We start from the raw sequence: 20,929 nt of genomic DNA on the forward strand, positions 1-20,929 counted from the left end.
CTAGAAAAGAAGATTTTATACTGGGGGAAAAATAATGAGAATAGCTAGTTTAAAAAGAGAAACTGCAGAAACAAAAATTGAGATGAAACTTGATTTAGATCGTCAAGAACCAGTTACGATTCAAACCGGAGTTGGTTTTTTTGATCATATGTTGATTCTATTTGCTCGTCATAGTCGTATTTCGCTGGAGGTCAAAGTAGAGGGTGATTTGGAAGTAGATAGTCATCATACTGTGGAAGATGTCGGGATTGTTTTAGGGCAATGTATTCGTGAAGCGTTAGGAGATAAGACCGGAATCAATCGCTATGGTACTAGTTTTGTGCCAATGGATGAGTCTTTAGGTATGGCATCTTTAGATCTAAGCGGTCGTTCTTATTTAGTGTTTGATGCGGTATTTGATAATCCTAAACTTGGGGATTTTGATACAGAATTGACAGAAGAATTTTTTCAAGCATTAGCATTCAATACCCAAATGAATTTACACTTAAAAATCTTGCATGGAAAAAATACACATCATAAGATAGAAGCCTTGTTTAAGGCAACCGGGCGAGCATTGAGAGAAGCGCTAACTGAAAATCCTGATATTCAAGGGGTCAACTCGACGAAAGGAATTTTGTAGATGATTATTATCATTGATTATGATACTGGAAATACTCGTAATGTTCAAAAAGCCTTAGATTTTGTTGGATTAGAGAATAAAATTTCTGCTGATCCTGCTGAGATAAGAAAAGCAGATGGCTTGATTTTACCAGGAGTCGGAGCTTTTTCATTAGCGATGAAAGAGTTGGAACAACGAGGCTTAGTGACTGTGATCCAAGAAACGGCTCAAAAAGGGATACCGATTTTAGGAGTCTGTTTAGGTATGCAGCTACTATTAGAAGGCAGTATGGAAAATGGTTTTACAGAGGGATTGGGTTTGATCGAAGGGCTGTGTGAAAGACTACCTGACGATCCTGATTTACCTGTTCCTCATATGGGGTGGAATCAACTTGTAGTAACCGAAGAAACATTGCTGACAAAAGATGTGGCTAAAGAGTATGTCTACTTTGTTCATTCTTATTATGCTGATTGTGAACCAGATGTGATTGACGCGATTGCTCAGTACTCCATTAAAATACCTGCAATGATCTCAAAAGGAACTATTTATGGGACACAATTTCACCCTGAAAAAAGTAGTGAGGCAGGCTTACGGATTTTAAAAGGATTTAAGGAGGTAGTGGAGCATGTACGTTTTACCAGCAATTGATATTAGAGAAGGAAAAGCAGTTCGGTTAGTTCAAGGGGACTTTCTCCAAAAAACGATCGTCAATCATGATCCCGCAGCCCAAGCACAAGAATTTAAAGACGCGGGTATTCAGATGATGCATGTTGTTGATTTAGATGGTGCTTTGATGGGGAAGGCGTCCAATGCGCCTTTAATTGAAGCTATGAAAAAGACAACTGGCTTAAAAATAGAAGTTGGTGGTGGTATCCGTACATTAAAACAAGTAGACGATTATGTGGCACTGGGAATCGATCGAATCATTATTGGTTCAGCAGCTTTAAGTGATCCTGAATTAGTCAAAGCAGCGGTCAAAAAACATGGGGATAAAATTGCTGTCGGAATCGATGCTAAAAATGGAAAAGTTGCTGTTAGTGGTTGGTTAGATGTGAGTGAAACAGATTATTTACAGATGGCTAAGGAAATGGCGGCAATTGGTGTCAAAACAATTATCTACACAGATATTTCTAAAGATGGCACGTTAGCAGGACCAACTTTTGATGATTATGCACAGCTGGCAAAGATTGTACCGAATGTACAAATCATTGCTTCAGGTGGGGTTAGTAGCAAAGCTGATTTAATGAAATTAGCAGAATTAGGGCTGTACGGTGCAATCGTCGGAAAAGCTTTTTATAATGGGACTATTGCCTTAGCTGATATGCTGGAGGTGGAACAAATTGCTGACTAAACGTATTATTCCTTGTTTAGATGTTACAGATGGACGAGTAGTCAAAGGAATTAATTTTGTTGATTTACAAGATGTTGGAGACCCAGTAGCGATTGCACGGACATACAATGAACAAGGTGCCGATGAGTTAGTTTTTTTAGATATCACTGCTACGAGTGACAAGCGTGAAACGATGATCGAAGTAGTCGAAAGGACAGCAGCAGAAGTATTTATCCCTTTGACTGTTGGTGGTGGAATTCGGAGTGTTTCCGACATGAAAAGAATGCTGCAGGCGGGGGCTGATAAAATTTCTCTTAACTCAGCGGCAATTCGACGACCAGCACTGATCAAAGAAGGGGCTGAGAAATTCGGTTCACAGTGTATTGTTGTCGCAATCGATGCTAAAAGAACAGGTGATTCATGGCATGTTTTTGTTAAAGGCGGACGTGAAGATACCGGATTAAATGTGATAGAGTGGGCTAAAAAGGCAGTGGCTTTAGGTGCTGGCGAAATTTTACTAACTAGTATGGATGCAGATGGTACTAAAGCAGGATACGATCTGGTATTGAATCAAGCTATTTGCGAGGCTGTCAATGTTCCAGTTATCGCGTCAGGAGGATGTGGTAGCGCAGCAGATATTGTAGAAGTCTTTGAGCAAACTAAAGTCAGTGCGGCTCTAGCTGCTAGTATTTTTCATTATGGAGAGGTAAAAATTCCAGAATTAAAAGAGTCCTTGGCGCTTAAGGGAATGGAGGTACGTCGATGAAATTAGATTTTAGTAAAGGTCTATTACCTGCAATTATTATAGAAGAAAAAACAAACGAGGTTTTGATGCTAGCTTATATGAACGAAGAAAGCTTTGAGAAAACGCTCGAAACAGGAACAACTTGGTTTTACTCAAGATCCCGTCAACAGTTATGGAATAAGGGTGAGACTAGTGGGAATAGTCAAAAAGTAAAAAGCATCGTGACCGATTGTGATTCAGACACGTTACTTATCACTGTTGAGCAAACAGGACCTGCTTGTCATACAGGACAGCATAGTTGTTTTTTTAATGTAATTCTCTAGCTATGTGAGCTAGTCACTACGCTCTGCTCCGATCTCATCAATTCCTAGGAGCTAAAGCTCCAAGGATTGAAGGTCTCGGAAAAAAATAAAGGAGGTAAAAAGACATGCTTGAAACACTCTATGAAGAAATCCGTGCGCGCAAAAAAACGCCAAAAAAAGGCTCCTATACAAATTATCTATTTGATCAAGGGCTAGATAAGATTTTAAAAAAGGTTGGTGAAGAGGCAACAGAAGTGATCATTGCCGCAAAAAATAACCAAACAGAACTTGTTTCTGAAACATCTGATCTGATTTATCATATGTTAGTCTTACTCGTTGAACAAAACATTTCACCAGACGAAATCAAAGCAGAATTAACGAAGCGTGAAGGGAAACTAAGTAAAACCACCGAGCGGAAACAAATTGATACGCTTTAAACGAACCAAAAACTAAAAGAAGCGTCCCACATAAAACAATTACGGGGATCGCTTCTTTTAGTTTTCAGTTGGGCAATCAAAAGAATTGGTTGCTTCTAAAACATAAGTAGCATCATCTGCTTCATCGTATAACGAAGCAGGTTTATCATTTAGACATTGAACAATTAAATGATAGCCATATTCATCTTGGGCGACTAAGCGTTTATTTGTTAATTCAACTAACATGTAACTTAATTTTTTACCATCGATAATGATTTGCAAATCATCTTCGATCTTTAAGGTATGTTGGGTTGCTTTGACTTTATTAACGAACCACCAACTGCCCAAATAACTCTTATATAAAGTAGGAATATCTGAATCAGCCTGCTGTTTTTCTTGTTGTTTTTTTAAGAACAATGAGCCGGCAATCCCCGTAATAAGTGATGCACCTAAAAATAATGACCAATGTTTTTTCATAGTATCATTCTCCTCTAAAACAATCATAGCACGAAATTAAAAAACAAACTATTCGAAAATCTCTTCCTATAAAAAAACTTAATGAAGTCCTTATTCTTTTTAATTTTTAAGTAGCGTTTCTATCTCTGTTTCCTGTTATATAGGAGTACGTTTGTCTGAAAAGTTTGACAATGCTTTTTCATTCAAAATATGGTATTGTTTTGAAGAAAGGGTGGTACAATGATTACATATCCCAATGTGTATTTAGCGTATTTTATTGATAGACCAAATCGTTTTATTGCACAGTGTCGCTTACAAGAGACCGGTGAAATAGTAACGGTTCACGTAAAAAACACTGGCCGCTGTAAAGAACTATTTCATCCGGAAGTTGAAGTTGCTTTATCCTATCAGCCTTCTCCAAAGAGAAAAACAGAGTATGATCTAATTGCGGTTAAAAAAAATGATGTATGGTTTAATATCGATAGTCAAGTTCCAAATGCACTGGCTGCTCAGGCAATCCAAGCAGGTACCATTGTTTTACCAGACTTAAATGGCGAAATTATTTCGGTAAAAAGAGAAAAGCGTTTCGCCCATTCACAGTTTGACATACTAGTAAAAACGAATACCGGGCATCAAGCTTTCGTTGAAGTGAAAGGGATGACCTTAGAAAATCACGGAGTAGGCGCCTTTCCTGATGCACCAACGTTACGTGGCTTAAAACATGTAACAGAATTGATCGAAGCCACAAAAGAAGGGTATCAAAGCTATGTATTGTTTGTTGTTCAATTTGAAAAAGTTGAAATAGCAACGATCCATACAGCGATGCAGCCAGCTTTAGCAGAAATCATTTTATCAGGACAAAAACAAGGATTAAGCGTCATTGCTTACAATTGTAGTGTCACTCCTGATACAATAGCAATAGAACATCAGGTACCGTTTGATGTTGCCAAAACGTTTGAAGATCCAAATTCAGAAAGGTGAGGGTAAAGATGATTCACTTAGGTATTATTGGAACAAACTGGATTAGTCATCAATTTGTCAAAGCAGCGTTGGAAACAAACCGCTATGATTTGACAGCAGTCTATTCACGCAAGTTAGAAACAGCTCAAAAATTTGGTGAAGAGTATGGTGATGTTGAATATGCAACGGATTTAAAAACATTTTTTGGGATTGCTCATATGGATACGGTTTATATCGCGTCACCGAATTCACTCCATTTTGAACAGGCAAAACAAGGCATTTTAGCCGGCAAAAATATTATTGTTGAAAAACCAGCTTTCTCAACACCGGAAGAAATGAACGAAATTATTGAGTTGGCTAATCAGCAAAAAGTCTTCTTTTTTGAAGCTGCTCGTAATATCCATGAGAAAAGTTTCAAAAAAATTGCTGAGCTATTGCCTTTAAAAAATCAAATTATAGGTGCAAATTTCACCTATATGAAATATTCTTCACGCTATGACCAAGTGTTGGATGGTCAAGAACCAAATATTTTTTCACCTCATTTTTCAGGTGGAGCTATGGCGGATTTAGGTGTCTATTTAGTCTATGCCGCAGTGGGGTGGTTCGGTATGCCAAATGAAAGTCATTATTTTGCAAGAAAAATCCCAACAGCTGTTGATGGAATTGGCACAGCGATTTTAAGATATGATTTATTTGATGTAACGTTACAAACAGGAAAAAATGCAGATTCCTTCTTAGATTCTGAAATTTATTTTGATGGCGGTACGTTGATCTTAGATAGTGTCAATGCGATTTCAAAAGCTGAATATCACAATCGCAACCATCAAGAACGTGATATCATCTCTGTTACGACCGAAGAAAATCCAATGATCGAAGAAGCCAATGATTTTGCTGATATCTTAGAAAATCCTAACGATTCGACAATGGGTGTGCGTTACGAGGAGTGGGTCGAGTTATCACGCAACGTAAATAAAGTATTAACAAGTTTAAGAAAAAGTGCTGGCATCGTTTTTGATGCGGACAAAGCATAAACAAGTTTAATCAAGAAAGGACTATTATGACATTTATCAAACATTTACCAGAAGCCTTGCAAGAACATTGGCAGGCTTCTGGTTTTAGCGAGCCATCGATGATTCAAGAAAAGAGTTTCCACCCTTTGCAAGAAAAGGAAAACCTCTTGGGGATTTCACCAACTGGATCAGGAAAAACGCTGGCGTATGTTTTACCATTACTTTTAAATGTAGAAAAAGACCATGGCAGTCAACTGTTGATTTTAGCACCGTCACAAGAATTAGCTGTGCAGATCAGTCAAGTTGTGCGGGATTGGGCAACACTTCTGCAATTAAAAACTCAAAGTCTGATCGGCGGAGCCAACGTTGGTCGACAAATCGAGAAACTTAAAAAGAAACCAGAAATTTTAGTCGGAACCCCAGGCCGCGTACTAGAATTGATCAAAACTAAAAAAATCAAAAGCCATTTGCTAAAGACGGTTGTGATGGATGAAGTCGATCAACTCTTTCATGATAGAGAATTGAATTTAACGAAACAAATTTTGGCAAGTGCGCCAACAGAGTTTCAGCTTGTCTTTTACTCAGCGACTGCAGATCGAGTGGTAGAAGAAGCAAAAAAATTAACGGATCAGCTGACGATCATTGATGTAACAAATGAAGATCAGTCAGGTGGCGTCGTCAACCATTATTTCATGGCTTTATCACCTAGAAAGAAAAGTGATTATTTAAGAAGTTTTGCTTATACACCAGATTTTCGAGCTATGGTTTTCTTCAATCAAGTTGCTGATTTGGGCTCGGTTGAAGACAAACTGATTTATGAAGGATTAACAGTGGTTGGACTTGCTTCCGATCAAAATAAAACATTACGGAAATTGGCGATCGATCAATTTTCTAAAAAAAGAGCTGTAATGCTTTTAACAACGGATATCGCAGCAAGAGGCTTGGATTTTGAAGCTATTCCATTTGTTGTGAATGCCGAAGTTCCTTTATCAGAAGAAAGCTATATCCATCGTGCTGGACGTGTTGGAAGAATGGGAGCAGCGGGCTCTGTCATTACCTTTGTTAATGATGCGACGAAGAGAGATTATCAACGATTGATGAAAAAAATCGAACTTCCTTCTAAGGAAATTTTTCTATACGATGGTGCAATCCATCTGAACAGAAAAGAAAAAAATACAGTCGAAAAAAAACACTCAAAAACAAAATTACCGCACAAAAAAGACCCAGTAACCACACAACAACCAAGCAAACAGACGGCTAAACCTAAAAAACGGCCAAAAAGCAATAAAAACAAAGGGGCTAGACGGAAACTGTCTCAACCTGAAGCATAGTAACAAGTAAGAACGTCATGATTTAGGAGGCTATCCATGAAATCTAGAAAAGACGAGATTTTAGCAGTTTTAGAATTAAAAACACAAGGCATGACGGCAGCAGAGGTTGCCAAAGAGTTGTCAATCGATCGAAGTAACGCGAGTCGTTACTTAAGCGAACTATTCAAAGAACAAAAAATTATTAAAAGCGATGGCCGTCCTGTAGTCTATTCCGTTGTAACAGAAGAAGACAGAGTACATGTGGACAGTTCCAGTGAGGTAACATTTGATAACTTAGTTGGGGCGCAAGACTCTTTGAAAGTCAGCATCCAGCAGGCTAAAGCGGCAATTTTATATCCGCCGCGTGGCTTACATACTATCATCTTTGGTGAAACTGGAACCGGTAAATCGTTATTTGCAGAATGTATGTATCATTTTGCGGTCGATTCAAACACGCTAGCAAAAGATGCTCCATTTGTTTCGTTTAACTGTGCTGATTACGCTCAGAATCCTCAATTGCTTTTTGGGCATATTTTTGGTGTGAAAAAAGGGGCATACACTGGAGCTAATGAAGATAGCCCAGGTTTGATGTCAAAAGCCGATGGAGGAATTCTATTCCTTGATGAAATCCATCGCTTACCACCAGAAGGACAAGAAATGTTGTTCACTTTTATTGATAAAGGCATCTATCGCCCACTTGGTGAAAGTGGTCAAACCTATGAAGCATCTGTTCAAATTATTGGGGCAACTACAGAATCTTCTGAAAGCTTTTTAACAACCTTTAACCGCCGAATTCCGATGGCTATCACATTACCATCGTTAGATGCACGCTCACTTGATGAACGATATGATATTATTTCATTGTTTATCAAACAAGAAGCAAATCGTTTAAATCAACGAATCGATATTAAAAGAGAAGCGATCCTAGCATTTATGTTATATGATGCAGAAGGCAATATTGGACAAGTCAAACGAGACTTGAAACTGGTTTGTGCAAAATCTTTTCTACATTATCGTACTCATAACGAGTCTAGTTTAGTGATCCAAAAACGAGATTTACCACTTCAAGTTCAAAAGGGATTATTAAAAATCAAAGAAGTTTCTGATCGTTTAGATCGTTTTGTTGATAGTAAAAGTAATTATCTAAGCTTTGAACCTGGTACGAATGAAGTTGTTTGGTCTCAAGATCCAGCTCGTGATATGCAGGTTTACAATGAAATCGAAGAAAAAGTGGCTACATTATCAGCTAATGAATTAGAAAATGTTAATTTGGAACAACTAATTTCCAGTGACATGGATGCCTATTTCCAAACGTACGTGGATGAATTGACTCAAAATCCAGTACACAAAGAATTATTGCCAGAGCCAATTTGGAAGCTAACAGATCAATTATATGATATCGCAGAAAAAAGATTAGAGCGTACCTACAATGAAAAAGCGCGTTTTGCTTTTGCACTCCATTTACAAAGTACAATCGAGCGAGTTAGAGAGGGACATGTAATTGTTCATCCTAACTTAAACAATGTTCGTAAAAAAATGAAAAAAGAATTTCAAGTTGCCATGGATTTATCTGCAATCATAGAAGAAGAAAATAATATTGAAATTCCTTTTGATGAGATTGGTTTTATCAGTATGTTTTTATCGATCAATGTCGGCAGTAAAGAAAAAGTTCATGAGAACAATGTTGGCGTTGTCGTTTTGATGCACGGTGATTCCACAGCTTCAAGTATGCTAAAAACAGCGCAAGAATTACTTGGAACTGAGACCGGTGTGGCGATGAACATGCCGCTGACCATGGAAGTTCAAACCATGTATGAACAGCTAAAAACTTTTGTATTGAATCATCGTGAGAAATTAGTCAATGGTATGTTGCTTTTAACGGATATGGGTTCATTAAATTCGTTTGGTAACCTGATTTTTGAAGAAACGGGTATTCGTACGAAAGCAATCACTATGACCAGTACGATGATTGTGTTAGAAGCTATTCGTATGGCTAGTGTGGGACGTAGCTTAGAGGATATCTATCAAAATATTCAAATGTCATTTGAAAGTATTATTAGAGAACAATTTAGAACGAGTCCGCAAAATCGAGATGAAGTTAAAAAAGCGGTTGTAGTCACTTGTTTCACTGGTGAAGGGGTAGCAGCGAAGCTGTACCAACGAATTTTACCCGTTATTGATGAAAACAAAGTAGAGATTATCCAAATGCAGTTCTTAGAACGTGAAGCATTTAAAAAGCATATCGACAGTTTGATGGAAGAATATGAAATCAAAGCAATTGCAGGAACGGTAGATGTTGAATACCAAAATATTCCGTTCTTTTCAGCCTATGATATCTTCGATGATGAAAAACTAAATGTATTAAAACGTATCGCAGGAGATGAGGTGCCAACGGAGAAAATCGTAAAATCATTAGGTGGCACGATTACGGCAGTCGATTCATTACAAAAATTAATTGTCATGCTGCAAAAAACAGTTCATCAAATCCAAACCGATATGCATATTATCGTAGAACCTGGTGTAGACGCTGGGATCGTGATTCATCTGGCTTTCTTAGTCGATGCTATTTTAAAAGGCGAAAAATCAAAAGAATTTGAGCATCTTCCTGAATTTATGAAAAAGAACCGCTTAGAAACAGATGTAACTAGAACCAATTTAATGGTGATCGAAAAAGCCTATCGTGTAGCCTTTACTGAGTCTGATATTGCACATCTTACACAACTATTTTTAGAAAATAGAATTAAAGCTATCTCAGAATATAAACAAAATTAATTAGTGTGTAGCCCGAAAAATAATAGTGTGTACACAAAACGTATAGACCAAAACCCAGTTATCGTGGGATTTGGTCTATATATTTTTTTGGCACGCTTCTTGCTTTATATAAACGTGTAAAGCAAAATTGAGATAGAAGGAGTGGTAACAATGGCTAAAAAAACAATTATGTTAGTATGTTCAGCAGGAATGAGTACCAGTTTATTAGTAACAAAAATGCAAAAAGCAGCAGAAGATCGTGGAATGGAAGCAGATATTTTTGCAGTATCGGCATCAGATGCAGACAACAACCTAGAAGCTAAAGATGTAAACGTATTACTTTTAGGACCACAAGTACGTTTCATGAAAGCACAATTTGAGCAAAAACTAGCACCAAAAGGAATTCCCTTTGACGTGATCAACATGTCTGATTATGGCATGATGAACGGCGAAAAAGTATTGGATCAAGCAATTTCTTTAATGGGTAATTAATTTAAATAAAAAATGAATGGAGCGTTAAAATTATGGAAGAGCAACAAAATTTAGAAGCAGTTATGGGACTTATCATGTATGGAGGTAATGCTAAAAGCGATGCAATGGAAGCGATCGCAGCCGCTAAAGCAGGAGATTTTGACTTAGCAGATCAAAAAATTGTTGATGCAGAAGAATCTTTGGTTCAAGCACATCATTCTCAAACTGGTATGTTAACACAAGAAGCACAAGGAAATCATATCCAAGTGACGTTATTGACAGTTCATAGTCAAGATCATTTAATGACAGCGATCGCATTTACAGATTTAGCAAAAGAAATCATCGATTTATATCGTCGCATGGATAACGAGTAAAGATTACTTGGATTTTGAGACAAACTAAAAAGTTGCTGCTTTTATAACAGCGCTTTTACGACGACCGATTTGAAAAGCAGCATGCTTTTTAGATAAATATTGTTTAGGGGGATTTACAAACGATGGACAAATTTGTTCAATGGATGGAAAAATATTTTATGCCGAAAGCTTCAGTAATTGCAGCACAACGGCACTTGGTGGCAATTCGTGATGCCTTTGTGGTAACGATGCCGTTAATGATTTTAGGCGCACTTGCAGTTTTGATCAACAATCTACCGATTCCTGGATTTCCAGAATTAATGGATAAACTATTTCCAATGATTGCCAATGATGCACCAATTTGGAAAAGCTTTGGTGGGAACATTTGGAACGGAACATTTGCAATTTTTTCAGTTTTAATTGCCTTTTTAGTGGCTTATAACTTAGTGAGATCTTATGGTAAAGATGGTATTGCAGCAGGAACTGTTTCAGTTGCTTCATTCTTTGCTGTTGGCGGACTAAGTGGTATGGATGCTACAGGATTATTTATTGCATTAGTTATTGCACTTATTTCAGGTGAATTATTCCAAAGATTAGTTGGGAATGACAAATTAGTTATTAAAATGCCGGATGGCGTTCCGCCAGCGGTTGCAAAATCATTTGCGGCATTATTGCCTGCGATGATCACGATCAGCTTGTTCAGTTTGATCACATCTATTTTATTAGGTCTTGGAATCGACAACATTGTGGTTTCATTCTATGAGGCCGTTCAAAAACCATTTATGGGATTGGCAAATAGCTATCCTTCAGCGTTATTATTAGCTTTTATTACACCATTCTTATGGTTCTTCGGACTACATGGAGCGAATATGGTGGATCCTTTGATGCAAACGATCAATGTTCCAGCAATCGATGCAAATATCAAAGCCTTAGAAGCAGGGGAAAAAATTCCTTATATCGTAAACAAACCGTTCTTTGATTCTTTTGTCAATTTAGGTGGAACAGGTGCTACTTTAGGTCTATTGATTGCCATTTTCTTAGTAGGACGCAAAAACAAACCATTTAAAGTCATTACAAACCTAAGTTTAGCACCAGGTATTTTCAATATTAACGAACCAGTAATGTTTGGTTTGCCGATCGTATTAAATCCGATCATGTTTATTCCATTTATCATTACGCCAATGGTTCTTGTAACAACGGCTTATATTGCAACATCAACAGGTTTAGTTCCAGCGGCTACATTTATGCCACCTTGGGTAACACCACCGATCATTGGCGGATTCTTAGCAACTAAGAGTATTGCTGGTGGTGTCTTAGCTGCAGTTAACTTAGCGATTTCTGTCTTGATTTATATTCCGTTTGTAAAAGTAGCAACGGATCAATTCTTGAAACAAGAAGCAGCAGCACAAGCACAAGAAAGCAAATAACCAAGCTTAAGCAGGTAACCAATAGATAAAATTTCCTTAAGAGAGGTTGAGAGAAAAAGAGTAATCATTTTTTCTCAACCGTAAGGAGATTTTATCTATTTTCAAATGAAAATAATTTATAGGAGATGACAATGATGGATTATCAATTTCCAAAAGGTTTTTGGTGGGGATCTGCAGCTAGTGGCCCACAGACAGAAGGTGTTTTTGAAGGTGATGGAAAAGCGCAAAATATCTGGGATTTTTGGTATGAAGAAAAACCTGAAAAATTCTTTAACAATGTAGGGCCAGATAAAACGTCACGTTTTTACAAAAAGTATCAAGAAGATATTCAACTGATGAAAGAAACAGGTCATAATTCTTTTCGCACGTCGATTCAATGGAGCCGTCTGATTCCTGATCCTGAGACTGGAGTAGTCAATCCAAAGGCGGTTGAATTTTATAATCAGGTTATTGATGGTCTATTAGAAAATGGAATTGAGCCTTTCTTTAATTTGTATCACTTTGATATGCCGATGACGATGCAAGAAAAAGGCGGCTGGCTTAATCGTGAAGTCGTTGATCAGTATGTTTTTTATGCTAAAACTTGTTTTGAATTATTTGGCGATCGTGTGAAGAAATGGTTTACACACAACGAGCCGATCGTACCAGTTGAAGGTGGCTATTTATACGGGTGGCACTATCCTGATGAAGTCAACTTAAAGCACGGTGTTCAAGTAGCTTATCATGAAGCGCTAGCCAGCGCTAAAGCAATTGAGGCTTATCATAGTCTGGATTTAGATGGTGAAATAGGGATCGTGCTTAATTTGACACCTACTTACCCAAGAGATGAACAAAATAAAGCAGATGTTGAAGCGGCACGTTTAGTCGATGGCTTATTCAATCGCTCATTCTTAGATCCGGCAGTTAAAGGTCATTTCCCAGAAGATATTATAAAATGGGTCAAAGAAAATGATTTAATGCCTATAACAACACCAGAAGATCTAAAAACAATAGCAAAGAATACGATCGATCTTTTAGGGGTTAATTATTACCAACCGCGCAGAGTAAAAGCGAAAGAGACTCCTGTGGAAATTGCAGGGAACAGTATTTTACCAGAAGATTTCTATGATGTATATGATATGCCAGGTAAAAAGATGAATCCATATCGTGGTTGGGAAATTTATGAAAAAGGTATTTACGATACCTTAATAAATTTGAAGGAAAACTATGGCAATATCCGCTGCTATATTTCTGAAAATGGTATGGGTGTTGAAGGAGAAGAACGCTTTGTAAATGCTGATGGCATGATCGAAGATGATTATCGGATTGAATTTGTGACAGATCATTTAAAATGGGTTCATCAAGCTATTCAAGAAGGCAGCCAAGTTCAAGGCTATCACATGTGGACGTGTATGGATAACTGGTCATGGCTAAATGCTTATAAAAACCGTTATGGCTTTATTGCAGTTGATTTAGAACAAGAAGGTAAGCGAACAATCAAGAAAAGTGGCTACTGGTTCAAAGAACTGACAAGAAATAATGGTTTTAATTAAAAAACACTTTATGTTGAAAACGGTTCAAACGTTGGTTTAAAGGTAAAGAAAACGCACACAAAAGATAGTGTGTATTGTGGATTTATTAGTGTGTACACAAAGACGTATAGACCAAAACCGTGCTATTACTGAATTTGGTCTATACATCTATTTGGCACACTTCTTGCTTTATATAAAAGTGTAAGTACAACAACTATTAGAAGGAGTGTAAAAAATGGCTAAAAAAACAATTATGTTAGTATGTTCAGCAGGAATGAGTACCAGTTTATTAGTAACAAAAATGCAAAAAGCAGCAGAAGATCGTGGAATGGAAGCAGATATTTTTGCAGTATCGGCATCAGATGCAGACAACAACCTAGAAGCTAAAGATGTAAACGTATTACTTTTAGGACCACAAGTACGTTTCATGAAATCACAATTTGAGCAAAAATTAGCACCAAAAGGAATTCCTTTTGACGTGATCAACATGTCTGATTATGGCATGATGAATGGCGAAAAAGTCTTAGATCAAGCAATCGCTTTGATGGATCAGTAAAAATAAAACAATGAACGGAGTTACAAACGTGGAAGATCAACAAAATTTAGAAGCAGTTATGGGACTTATCATGTATGGAGGCAATGCTAAAAGCGATGCAATGGAAGCGATTGCGGCTGCCAAAGCAGGCGATTTTGACTTAGCAGATCAAAAAATTGTTGATGCAGAGGAATCTTTAGTCCAAGCACATCATTCTCAAACTGGTATGTTAACACAAGAAGCACAAGGAAATCATATCCAAGTGACGTTATTGACAGTTCATAGTCAAGATCATTTAATGACATCGATTGCATTTACAGATTTAGCAAAAGAAATCATTGATCTGTATCGTCGTATGGACAACGAATAAGCTGTATCATTTTCTTTTTTGAACGGAAGAAAATAGAGGTTAAAGTTTTTTGAACGGGACTTTAACTACTACTTTGTTTTAAAGAGTTTTATCGCTCTTTGAATAAATATTATTTATAGGAGGAATTAAAAAATGGATGGATTAACAGCCTGGATGGAGAAATACATTCTACCTGTGGCCGGTAAAATTGGTGCGCAAAAACACTTAGTTGCACTTCGTGATGCTTTTATCGGGACAATGCCGGCAACAATGGCAGGATCGATTGCCGTAATGATCAACGCGATGATTCGTGACTTGCCGCAACAATTTTTCTCTGATTATGCAGCCAATCTTGCTGCAGATAAAGGGATTTTTGCAGTTATTAACGTTATTATTGGTATCAACGGATTTGTTTGGAATGGTACTTTGGCGATTGCCGGCTTGATTTTTGCCTTTTCTTGGGGCTATAATCTAGCAAGAGCATACAAAGTAAATGACTTAGCGGGTGGTATCGTTGGGTTGGCAACATTGATTCAAGGGATTGCATTTGCTTATTCTAATACATTAGAAACAGCGGTTCCAAAAGAATTAATGAACACAATCAATGAAAACACTGCAACAAGTGGTTGGTCAGCAACAGCCGAAGGATTAACAGCCGGTGGTTGGGGTTGGTTAAAATTAGATCACTTAAATGGTAACGCATACTTCACCGTAATGATCATGGGTGCAATTTCTGTTATCATTTTCTGTAAATTAATGTTGGCGAATATCACAATCAAAATGCCTGATTCAGTTCCGCCAGCAGTATCAAAAGCGTTCGCAGCTATCTTGCCTGCAACGATCGCATTATATGTTATTGCAATTATCAACTTTGTAGTAGGTAAATTAACAGGTGGACAATTGATCATCGATCTAGTCCAAAAATATATTGCAGAACCATTCTTGGGACTATCTCAAGGTTTAGGTGCCGTATTGATCGTAACGATTTTCGTTCAAATTTTCTGGTTCTTCGGGATTCATGGTCCAAACGTATTGGCACCAGTTTTAGAAGGTATCTGGGGACAAGCGCAATTGATCAATATCGATATTTTCCAAAAAGGCTACAAAGGCTTAACTGGTACGCCAGCTGTCTTGAAAGCCATTGATGATGGAAAAGCCTATATGTGGGTTCGTGGTTCATTTGATGCCTTTGCATGGTTTGGTGGTTCAGGTGGTACGATCGTCTTGATCATTGCTATCTTGCTATTCTCTAAACGTGCAGATTACCTAACTGTTGGTAAATTATCATTAGGACCTGGTATCTTCAACATCAACGAACCAATCATGTTTGGTTTACCAATCGTATTAAATGCAATCATGTTTGTACCATTCTTAGTAGCACCAGTTGTTGCAACAACAATCGGCTGGTTAGCAACATACTTTGGTTTAGTAGCACCAGTTTCACAACAAGTAACGTGGGTTGTTCCACCAGTCTTGCTATCATTCTTAGCAACAGGAGCTGACTGGAGAGCACCGATCGTGACACTTGTCTGTATGGTTGTAACGTTCCTAATCTGGACACCGTTTGTTATAGCGGCCAACAGAATGGAACCAACTGATTTTGAATAAAAAAACTAAATAGTAAGTTGCTTTCACCTTTGACAAGGTGAGAGCAACTACTTTATTGTTAAGGAGAGCTTAAAATGATTACAATTGCGAGTGCAATGCAACAAGAAGAAATCAAGAATTTATTAGAAAGCTATGACGGTGGCGATTTTACATACACTTTCAAAGAAAAAAAAGGAATCAAATTAACGTTTGATGTAACTGGCGATAAAGAAGAAGCAGCAAAAAAAGCAAAAGAAATTATCAAAGCACAACCTTGGGGCGGTGTCTTGTTCTTCCAAGCGGCTGCAGTTTAAAAAGATTGGATGGATGCAAAATGGTAAGAAATGGTTTATTTGTATGTAGTATCGGCTTAATTATAATTTTATATGCGCTGAATCCTGCATCAATGAAGTATGATTTGTTAAGTATGACTACAGGTATTTTCTTAGTGGTTGTTGGAGGGTATTTTTTCTTCAAAGGCAGAAAGAAAGAAGAACAAAATAAGAAAGAGAGTAACGAGGTGAAAAGATAATGGAAATTATAAAAAAAATGAATATTCCTGCATCTGTTTTTTATGACCAAGTCATGGATTCTGTTTTGTTTGATATACGAAAGCATACGGGCAAAAGTTTAACAAGAAAACAATTAAATAACTTTGAATATGTTAAGCAATTTTCAAAAAATAGCCGAGCGCGGATCAAAGTAGAAAAACTTGTTGAAAATACATCTTACCATTTTCGCACATCAACAACGAAAAATGATTTCTTGGTTCAATATGATATCAAACCATTAGATGAAAAATCGTGTGAGATTCGTTATAACGAGAAAATGGAATCATATGGATTTTTACAAAAAATGAATGATGCCGTACTGGGTACGATCCTGATGTTTTTTAAAAAACGTCAGTTTACTAAAATGTTAAAAATGATGGAAGAATCATATTGATGAGAGTGTCATATAGGCACTCTTTTTTTTGGGTTTTTTTACACACAAAATACACAGTGTAACTTGTGTGTAAAAACACTGTGTTGAGAAAGCGCTTTATATCGTGCGGTTTTGGTCTAGATCAATTTGGCATGATTTTTGCTTATTATAAGAATGTAAGGTTATATTGATACGATATTTTGTGTGGATAAGTGATTTATTTTAGGGGGTATGAGGCTGTTTTGAAGAGTGCAAACTTTTTAAATAAATAAATTTTTGGGAGGACAAAAAATGAATGGATTAACAGCGTGGATGGAAAGGTATATTTTACCTGTAGCTGCGAAGATTGGAGCGCAAAAACATTTAGTGGCATTAAGGGATGCCTTTATTGGTATGATGCCAGTTACGATGGCTGGGGCGATTGCTGTTTTATTAAATGCATTTATGCGCGATTTTCCTAATACGTATTTAGGAGAAGGCAATGCAATCACTAGCTTCTTTACACCCGTGATTGCGATAAATGGATTGGTTTGGACGGGAACGCTAGCAATCATGGCTGTTGTGTTTGCCGCATCTTTGGGTTATAACGTGGCAAGAGCTTACGATGTCGATGCATTATCAGGTATGCTAGTCTCATTAGCTGCTTTTTTCATTGGCTTGCCACAAAGTTCAACAGCGACTGTTACCTTGGCTGAAAAATTACCAAAAAATATTGCGCAACTATTTACGGATGCTGGTGCGACGGTTAATACAGTTGATGGTGTTTCGGCAGTTGATGCTAGTGCTTGGGGGTATTTCCCGTTTAGTAAATATATGGGGGGAACAGGCCTATTTACAGCAATGATTTTTGGGTTTATTTCTGTTATTATTTTTGCTAAATTGATAAAGAAAAATATTGTTATTAAAATGCCTGATTCAGTGCCACCGGCTGTTTCAAAAGCATTTGCCGCAATTATTCCTGGGGTAACAGCTCTTTATGTTTCAGGACTGATTTATCATGTATTTGAACAATTGACAGGGAAATTATTGATTGACTGGATCTCTGAATCAATTCAAACGCCATTGCTTGGTTTGTCTCAAGGTTATGGCGCTGTTCTATTGATTGTGTTGTTAGTACATGTTTTGTGGTTCTTCGGACTGCATGGAACCAATATCATGTCGCCGGTTTTACAATCGATTTATGGTGTAGCGATGGTAGACAATACCAATGCCTACCAACAAGGACAAGAAATTCCCTATAAATGGGTTGCGGGTTCTTTTGAAGCGTTCGTTTGGCCTGGTGGTGCCGGTGTTACCTTAGTCTTGATTATCTCGATTCTACTTTTATCAAAACGTGCAGACTATAAAACAGTCGGCAAACTTGGCATAGGGCCTGGCTTATTCAATATCAATGAACCAGTGATGTTTGGGATGCCAGTTGTATTGAACCCGATTATGTTGATTCCTTTTATTGTAGCGCCATTAGCAACAGCTACGATCGCTTATTTTGCAACGATGGCCGGATTAGTGAATCCTGTCGTTGTGAATGTGATATGGGTCATGCCGACGATCATAAGTGGTTTCTTAGCAACAGCGGGTGACTGGCGGGCGATCGTTCTGACGCTGGTCAACTTAGCTGTCGCATTCGTGATTTGGGCTCCTTTTGTCATCGCAGCAAATAAAATGGACCCTAATTTAGGTGAACCAGAAGAATAAAAAACAAATCTAAGCGTTGGATCGAATATGATTAGTGAATTAAAGAGTGATTCAATTTAGAAATGCTGAATAAGATATGGAATGAGGCCGAGACGAAAGTATTTGTTCGGTTTAGAGAGTGAAACAAAACGTATTTTTGGTTTTGTCTCGCTCTCGTTTTTGCGTAATGAAAAGGGTCGTTTTTATTCTGGACATCCGTTTGTATTGGAGTACAATGAAAAGTAGAAAATTACTTTTAGTTAGGGTGGAGAACAATGAAGAATGAAGTACGTCTTATGGGAGTAGAAAAAATTGATGAGATGTTTGATTTGGCTGCATATGCATTCAATTCAATTAAAACCGAGGAGCGAAAAGAACGATTTAATCAGATTGTTGCAAAATCCCAGAATTACGGGTATTTTGCAGAGAATGCCTTAACAAGTCAAGTTATTTCTACACCATTTCGAGTAGCGTTTCATGGGACTTGCTATCAAATGGCCGGTATTGGTTGCGTTTCGTCTTACCCTGAGTATCGCGGACAAGGCGGCATTTCAACTATTATGAAACAGCTGTTAACAGAGTTAGCTGAAAATCGGATCGAGCTCGCTTACTTGGCGCCATTCTCCTATCCATTTTATAGAAAATATGGTTTTGAACAATTATTCGAGCAAATTAGCTATACAGTTAAAGCGGCAGATTGGCCCAATGTCAAAGCCGTTTCAGGCAAGATGATACGGCTCACCTATGAAGAGGCAAAAAATAGTTGTCAGAAAATTTATTCTGAGTTGTCAAGTAATCAAAAAGGGGCAGTGATTCGAGAGACTTGGTGGTTGGATTATACATTTGGTTTGGAAGAAAAGAATCAGTTTGCGATTTACGAAGATGAACAAGGGAATCCTCAGGGGTATTTGATTTACCAATCTAGTGCGGAGTATTTTGACATTAAAGAATGGGGCTATTTGACGAATCAAGCATTTCAATCGATCACCCGTTTTATCGGTTCTCATAACGGTTCATCACGAGAGTTTCGTTTGGAGACAGGGTTTGATGGTGAAAATTTAAGCTATTTGATGTCATCTCCGTTAGTAGAAATGAAAACCACCCCGTTTATGATGGCTAGAATTGTTGATTTAGAAAGCTTTCTAGCTAAGTATCCGTTTGAGGTTGGGAAGGAAGAAATGTATTATCTTAAAGTTGAAGATAATTATGGCCCATGGAATCAAGGGATTTGGTCGTTACAAATAACGGAAGAGGGCCAAAGCGTCGTAAATAAAGTTAGTCAGATTCCTAACTTATTGAAAGAAGAAGACTTGATTGTAAGCTCAATTCAAGTATTAACTCAACTTTTTATGGGGTATCGTCAGGGTAGTGAATTACATTTTTATGGAAAAATGACAGGATCAAGAAAACAAATTCAGTCATTGGACCAACGTTTAGTAAAAGGCGTGCCGCTCTTGGCGGATTACTTTTAAAAAATAGGTTAAGTGAGTTAGTTGTTTCAATGCTCACTTAGCCTATTTAAATTTATCCCTTACTTTCGTCATTTTCCGTCGTTTCTCCTGAGAGCTCTTCATGATAGTCTTTCAAAGCTTCTTTGAAAATCGCCTCTTTTTCTTGTTTGTAACTATTTTGTCGCTCAGCAAATACATTTTCTTTTGTTTGATCACTCATCCAAGCACCTCTGTATTCTCTTTATTTACCATAAATGGTATAGCTCAACCTTAACATCGATGAAAAGCCTTTGCGAATTTTTTGACTATAAGCGGATCATTAGCGAAACGGATGAAAACTCCTTATAATATAAGACAAAGAGACGAATAAAAGTGCAAAATGAAAGGTAGTGAATACTGTGAGCAAAACGAAAGAAGAAAAAGTTGCAAGAAATGGTAAAATCGGGAAAACATTAGCAGTGGTCATAGGTGGGCTCTATTTAGTTAAGATGTTGAAAGGAAAAAAGAACGTTAAGAAATAAAAAGAAAGAGGATGGGGCATAACCCATCCCTTTTCTTTTTGTTTTCCATTGACACTGACTGAAAAGACTTCTAAAATAAGTAAGTGAATGTTCTCGTAGCTCAGTAGGATAGAGCAATCGCCTCCTAAGCGATAGGCCGCTGGTTCGATTCCAGTCGGGAACGTAAAAAAAGGGTCCGAGACAAAAGTGGTATTTACTTTTGTCTCGGACCCTAAGTGTGAATAAATGCTTCTGTCCCACTTTTTTCT

At 37.5% G+C, this 20,929-nt stretch carries 25 protein-coding genes and 1 tRNA gene; 24 read left to right on the plus strand and 2 right to left on the minus strand.

Annotation, left to right across the window (positions count from 1 at the left end):
- Positions 1-34: 34 nt before the first annotated feature.
- The 6 genes from hisB to hisE all read left to right on the plus strand — a co-directional run bounded on the left by hisB (position 35) and on the right by hisE (position 3,412).
- Positions 35-619, plus strand: coding sequence for an imidazoleglycerol-phosphate dehydratase HisB (gene hisB / locus A5866_RS14965; protein ID WP_086444960.1), 585 nt, complete (start codon positions 35-37; stop codon positions 617-619).
- A complete protein-coding gene (gene hisH, locus A5866_RS14970; protein WP_086280217.1) occupies positions 620-1,246 on the plus strand; it encodes an imidazole glycerol phosphate synthase subunit HisH in 627 nt (208 codons plus the stop codon).
- Positions 1,224-1,949, plus strand: coding sequence for a 1-(5-phosphoribosyl)-5-[(5-phosphoribosylamino)methylideneamino]imidazole-4-carboxamide isomerase (hisA, locus tag A5866_RS14975; RefSeq protein ID WP_086280221.1), 726 nt, complete (start codon positions 1,224-1,226; stop codon positions 1,947-1,949). The genes hisH and hisA overlap by 23 nt, the downstream gene beginning before the upstream one ends.
- Positions 1,939-2,694, plus strand: coding sequence for an imidazole glycerol phosphate synthase subunit HisF (gene hisF / locus A5866_RS14980; RefSeq protein ID WP_086280224.1), 756 nt, complete (start codon positions 1,939-1,941; stop codon positions 2,692-2,694). Before hisA ends, hisF begins: the two co-directional genes overlap by 11 nt.
- On the plus strand, positions 2,691-2,996 hold the full coding sequence (gene hisI / locus A5866_RS14985; protein ID WP_086280227.1) for a phosphoribosyl-AMP cyclohydrolase: 306 nt from the start codon (positions 2,691-2,693) through the stop codon (positions 2,994-2,996). Before hisF ends, hisI begins: the two co-directional genes overlap by 4 nt.
- A gap of 104 nt (positions 2,997-3,100) precedes the next feature.
- Positions 3,101-3,412 (plus strand): phosphoribosyl-ATP diphosphatase, encoded by a 312-nt coding sequence (hisE, locus tag A5866_RS14990; protein ID WP_086444959.1) that lies wholly within the window; start codon positions 3,101-3,103, stop codon positions 3,410-3,412.
- A 57-nt stretch (positions 3,413-3,469) separates the two neighbouring features.
- Here the strand turns inward: hisE and A5866_RS14995 are convergent, their stop codons facing one another.
- Positions 3,470-3,868, minus strand: coding sequence for a DUF4828 domain-containing protein (locus A5866_RS14995; RefSeq protein WP_086280233.1), 399 nt, complete (start codon positions 3,866-3,868; stop codon positions 3,470-3,472).
- Between the two features lie 222 nt (positions 3,869-4,090).
- On the opposite strand from A5866_RS14995, the gene sfsA reads away from it, so the two are divergent.
- The 16 genes from sfsA (at position 4,091) to A5866_RS15075 (ending at position 20,181) form a co-directional block, all read left to right on the plus strand.
- Complete coding sequence (sfsA, locus tag A5866_RS15000) at positions 4,091-4,828, plus strand: DNA/RNA nuclease SfsA (protein WP_176271447.1); 738 nt, start codon at positions 4,091-4,093, stop codon at positions 4,826-4,828.
- A gap of 8 nt (positions 4,829-4,836) precedes the next feature.
- A complete protein-coding gene (locus A5866_RS15005; RefSeq protein WP_086444958.1) occupies positions 4,837-5,838 on the plus strand; it encodes a Gfo/Idh/MocA family protein in 1,002 nt (333 codons plus the stop codon).
- 26 nt (positions 5,839-5,864) lie between these two features.
- Positions 5,865-7,148, plus strand: coding sequence for a DEAD/DEAH box helicase (locus tag A5866_RS15010; protein ID WP_086444957.1), 1,284 nt, complete (start codon positions 5,865-5,867; stop codon positions 7,146-7,148).
- A gap of 36 nt (positions 7,149-7,184) precedes the next feature.
- Entirely contained in the window at positions 7,185-9,899 is a 2,715-nt protein-coding gene (locus A5866_RS15015) for a sigma 54-interacting transcriptional regulator (RefSeq protein ID WP_086444956.1), read from the plus strand.
- Between the two features lie 150 nt (positions 9,900-10,049).
- Entirely contained in the window at positions 10,050-10,370 is a 321-nt protein-coding gene (locus A5866_RS15020) for a PTS sugar transporter subunit IIB (protein WP_086280250.1), read from the plus strand.
- 32 nt (positions 10,371-10,402) lie between these two features.
- Complete coding sequence (locus A5866_RS15025; RefSeq protein WP_086280253.1) at positions 10,403-10,723, plus strand: PTS lactose/cellobiose transporter subunit IIA; 321 nt, start codon at positions 10,403-10,405, stop codon at positions 10,721-10,723.
- 122 nt (positions 10,724-10,845) lie between these two features.
- A complete protein-coding gene (locus A5866_RS15030; protein ID WP_086444955.1) occupies positions 10,846-12,129 on the plus strand; it encodes a PTS sugar transporter subunit IIC in 1,284 nt (427 codons plus the stop codon).
- A gap of 134 nt (positions 12,130-12,263) precedes the next feature.
- A complete protein-coding gene (locus tag A5866_RS15035) occupies positions 12,264-13,661 on the plus strand; it encodes a glycoside hydrolase family 1 protein (protein WP_086444954.1) in 1,398 nt (465 codons plus the stop codon).
- Positions 13,662-13,875: 214 nt separating this feature from the next.
- The gene (locus A5866_RS15040; RefSeq protein WP_086280261.1) at positions 13,876-14,196 is read left to right on the plus strand and encodes a PTS sugar transporter subunit IIB; all 321 of its coding nucleotides are present in this window, start codon (positions 13,876-13,878) and stop codon (positions 14,194-14,196) included.
- A gap of 28 nt (positions 14,197-14,224) precedes the next feature.
- Positions 14,225-14,545, plus strand: coding sequence for a PTS lactose/cellobiose transporter subunit IIA (locus A5866_RS15045; RefSeq protein WP_086280263.1), 321 nt, complete (start codon positions 14,225-14,227; stop codon positions 14,543-14,545).
- 132 nt (positions 14,546-14,677) lie between these two features.
- Positions 14,678-16,132, plus strand: a complete 1,455-nt coding sequence (locus A5866_RS15050; RefSeq protein ID WP_086280266.1) for a PTS sugar transporter subunit IIC — start codon at positions 14,678-14,680, stop codon at positions 16,130-16,132.
- Positions 16,133-16,206: 74 nt separating this feature from the next.
- Positions 16,207-16,425 carry a hypothetical protein gene (locus A5866_RS15055; RefSeq protein ID WP_086444953.1) on the plus strand — a complete coding sequence of 73 codons (219 nt, stop codon included), beginning with the start codon at positions 16,207-16,209 and terminating at the stop codon, positions 16,423-16,425.
- Positions 16,426-16,445: 20 nt separating this feature from the next.
- Positions 16,446-16,643 (plus strand): DUF3188 domain-containing protein, encoded by a 198-nt coding sequence (locus tag A5866_RS15060; protein ID WP_086280269.1) that lies wholly within the window; start codon positions 16,446-16,448, stop codon positions 16,641-16,643.
- Positions 16,643-17,056, plus strand: a complete 414-nt coding sequence (locus A5866_RS15065) for a DUF3284 domain-containing protein (RefSeq protein WP_025872033.1) — start codon at positions 16,643-16,645, stop codon at positions 17,054-17,056. The genes A5866_RS15060 and A5866_RS15065 overlap by 1 nt, the downstream gene beginning before the upstream one ends.
- A 270-nt stretch (positions 17,057-17,326) precedes the next feature.
- Complete coding sequence (locus A5866_RS15070) at positions 17,327-18,730, plus strand: PTS sugar transporter subunit IIC (RefSeq protein ID WP_086444952.1); 1,404 nt, start codon at positions 17,327-17,329, stop codon at positions 18,728-18,730.
- Positions 18,731-18,984: 254 nt separating this feature from the next.
- The gene (locus A5866_RS15075) at positions 18,985-20,181 is read left to right on the plus strand and encodes a GNAT family N-acetyltransferase (RefSeq protein ID WP_086444951.1); all 1,197 of its coding nucleotides are present in this window, start codon (positions 18,985-18,987) and stop codon (positions 20,179-20,181) included.
- Between the two features lie 52 nt (positions 20,182-20,233).
- Here the strand turns inward: A5866_RS15075 and A5866_RS15080 are convergent, their stop codons facing one another.
- Complete coding sequence (locus A5866_RS15080; protein ID WP_176271339.1) at positions 20,234-20,380, minus strand: hypothetical protein; 147 nt, start codon at positions 20,378-20,380, stop codon at positions 20,234-20,236.
- A gap of 178 nt (positions 20,381-20,558) precedes the next feature.
- Here A5866_RS15080 and A5866_RS15085 point away from each other — a divergent pair, with 178 nt between their 5' ends.
- The gene (locus tag A5866_RS15085; RefSeq protein WP_086280278.1) at positions 20,559-20,681 is read left to right on the plus strand and encodes a hypothetical protein; all 123 of its coding nucleotides are present in this window, start codon (positions 20,559-20,561) and stop codon (positions 20,679-20,681) included.
- A gap of 89 nt (positions 20,682-20,770) precedes the next feature.
- Positions 20,771-20,844: transfer RNA gene (locus A5866_RS15090), tRNA-Arg, on the plus strand.
- Positions 20,845-20,929: the final 85 nt, after the last annotated feature.

It is taken from the genome of Enterococcus sp. 12C11_DIV0727 (assembly GCF_002148425.2).
Classification (GTDB): Bacteria; Bacillota; Bacilli; order Lactobacillales; family Enterococcaceae; genus Enterococcus_L; species Enterococcus_L lemimoniae.

Coding starts and splice junctions, on each gene's coding strand:
- A5866_RS15040 (WP_086280261.1), top strand. CDS start 13,876: ATGGCTAAAAAAACAATTATGTTAGTATGTTCAGCAGGAATGAGTACC.
- A5866_RS15015 (WP_086444956.1), top strand. CDS start 7,185: ATGAAATCTAGAAAAGACGAGATTTTAGCAGTTTTAGAATTAAAAACA.
- A5866_RS15080 (WP_176271339.1), bottom strand. CDS start 20,380: ATGAGTGATCAAACAAAAGAAAATGTATTTGCTGAGCGACAAAATAGT.
- hisH (WP_086280217.1), top strand. CDS start 620: ATGATTATTATCATTGATTATGATACTGGAAATACTCGTAATGTTCAA.
- hisE (WP_086444959.1), top strand. CDS start 3,101: ATGCTTGAAACACTCTATGAAGAAATCCGTGCGCGCAAAAAAACGCCA.
- hisB (WP_086444960.1), top strand. CDS start 35: ATGAGAATAGCTAGTTTAAAAAGAGAAACTGCAGAAACAAAAATTGAG.
- A5866_RS15065 (WP_025872033.1), top strand. CDS start 16,643: ATGGAAATTATAAAAAAAATGAATATTCCTGCATCTGTTTTTTATGAC.
- A5866_RS15020 (WP_086280250.1), top strand. CDS start 10,050: ATGGCTAAAAAAACAATTATGTTAGTATGTTCAGCAGGAATGAGTACC.
- A5866_RS15025 (WP_086280253.1), top strand. CDS start 10,403: ATGGAAGAGCAACAAAATTTAGAAGCAGTTATGGGACTTATCATGTAT.
- hisI (WP_086280227.1), top strand. CDS start 2,691: ATGAAATTAGATTTTAGTAAAGGTCTATTACCTGCAATTATTATAGAA.
- A5866_RS14995 (WP_086280233.1), bottom strand. CDS start 3,868: ATGAAAAAACATTGGTCATTATTTTTAGGTGCATCACTTATTACGGGG.
- A5866_RS15005 (WP_086444958.1), top strand. CDS start 4,837: ATGATTCACTTAGGTATTATTGGAACAAACTGGATTAGTCATCAATTT.
- A5866_RS15075 (WP_086444951.1), top strand. CDS start 18,985: ATGAAGAATGAAGTACGTCTTATGGGAGTAGAAAAAATTGATGAGATG.
- A5866_RS15010 (WP_086444957.1), top strand. CDS start 5,865: ATGACATTTATCAAACATTTACCAGAAGCCTTGCAAGAACATTGGCAG.
- A5866_RS15070 (WP_086444952.1), top strand. CDS start 17,327: ATGAATGGATTAACAGCGTGGATGGAAAGGTATATTTTACCTGTAGCT.
- A5866_RS15055 (WP_086444953.1), top strand. CDS start 16,207: ATGATTACAATTGCGAGTGCAATGCAACAAGAAGAAATCAAGAATTTA.
- A5866_RS15050 (WP_086280266.1), top strand. CDS start 14,678: ATGGATGGATTAACAGCCTGGATGGAGAAATACATTCTACCTGTGGCC.
- A5866_RS15035 (WP_086444954.1), top strand. CDS start 12,264: ATGGATTATCAATTTCCAAAAGGTTTTTGGTGGGGATCTGCAGCTAGT.
- A5866_RS15030 (WP_086444955.1), top strand. CDS start 10,846: ATGGACAAATTTGTTCAATGGATGGAAAAATATTTTATGCCGAAAGCT.
- A5866_RS15060 (WP_086280269.1), top strand. CDS start 16,446: ATGGTAAGAAATGGTTTATTTGTATGTAGTATCGGCTTAATTATAATT.
- hisA (WP_086280221.1), top strand. CDS start 1,224: ATGTACGTTTTACCAGCAATTGATATTAGAGAAGGAAAAGCAGTTCGG.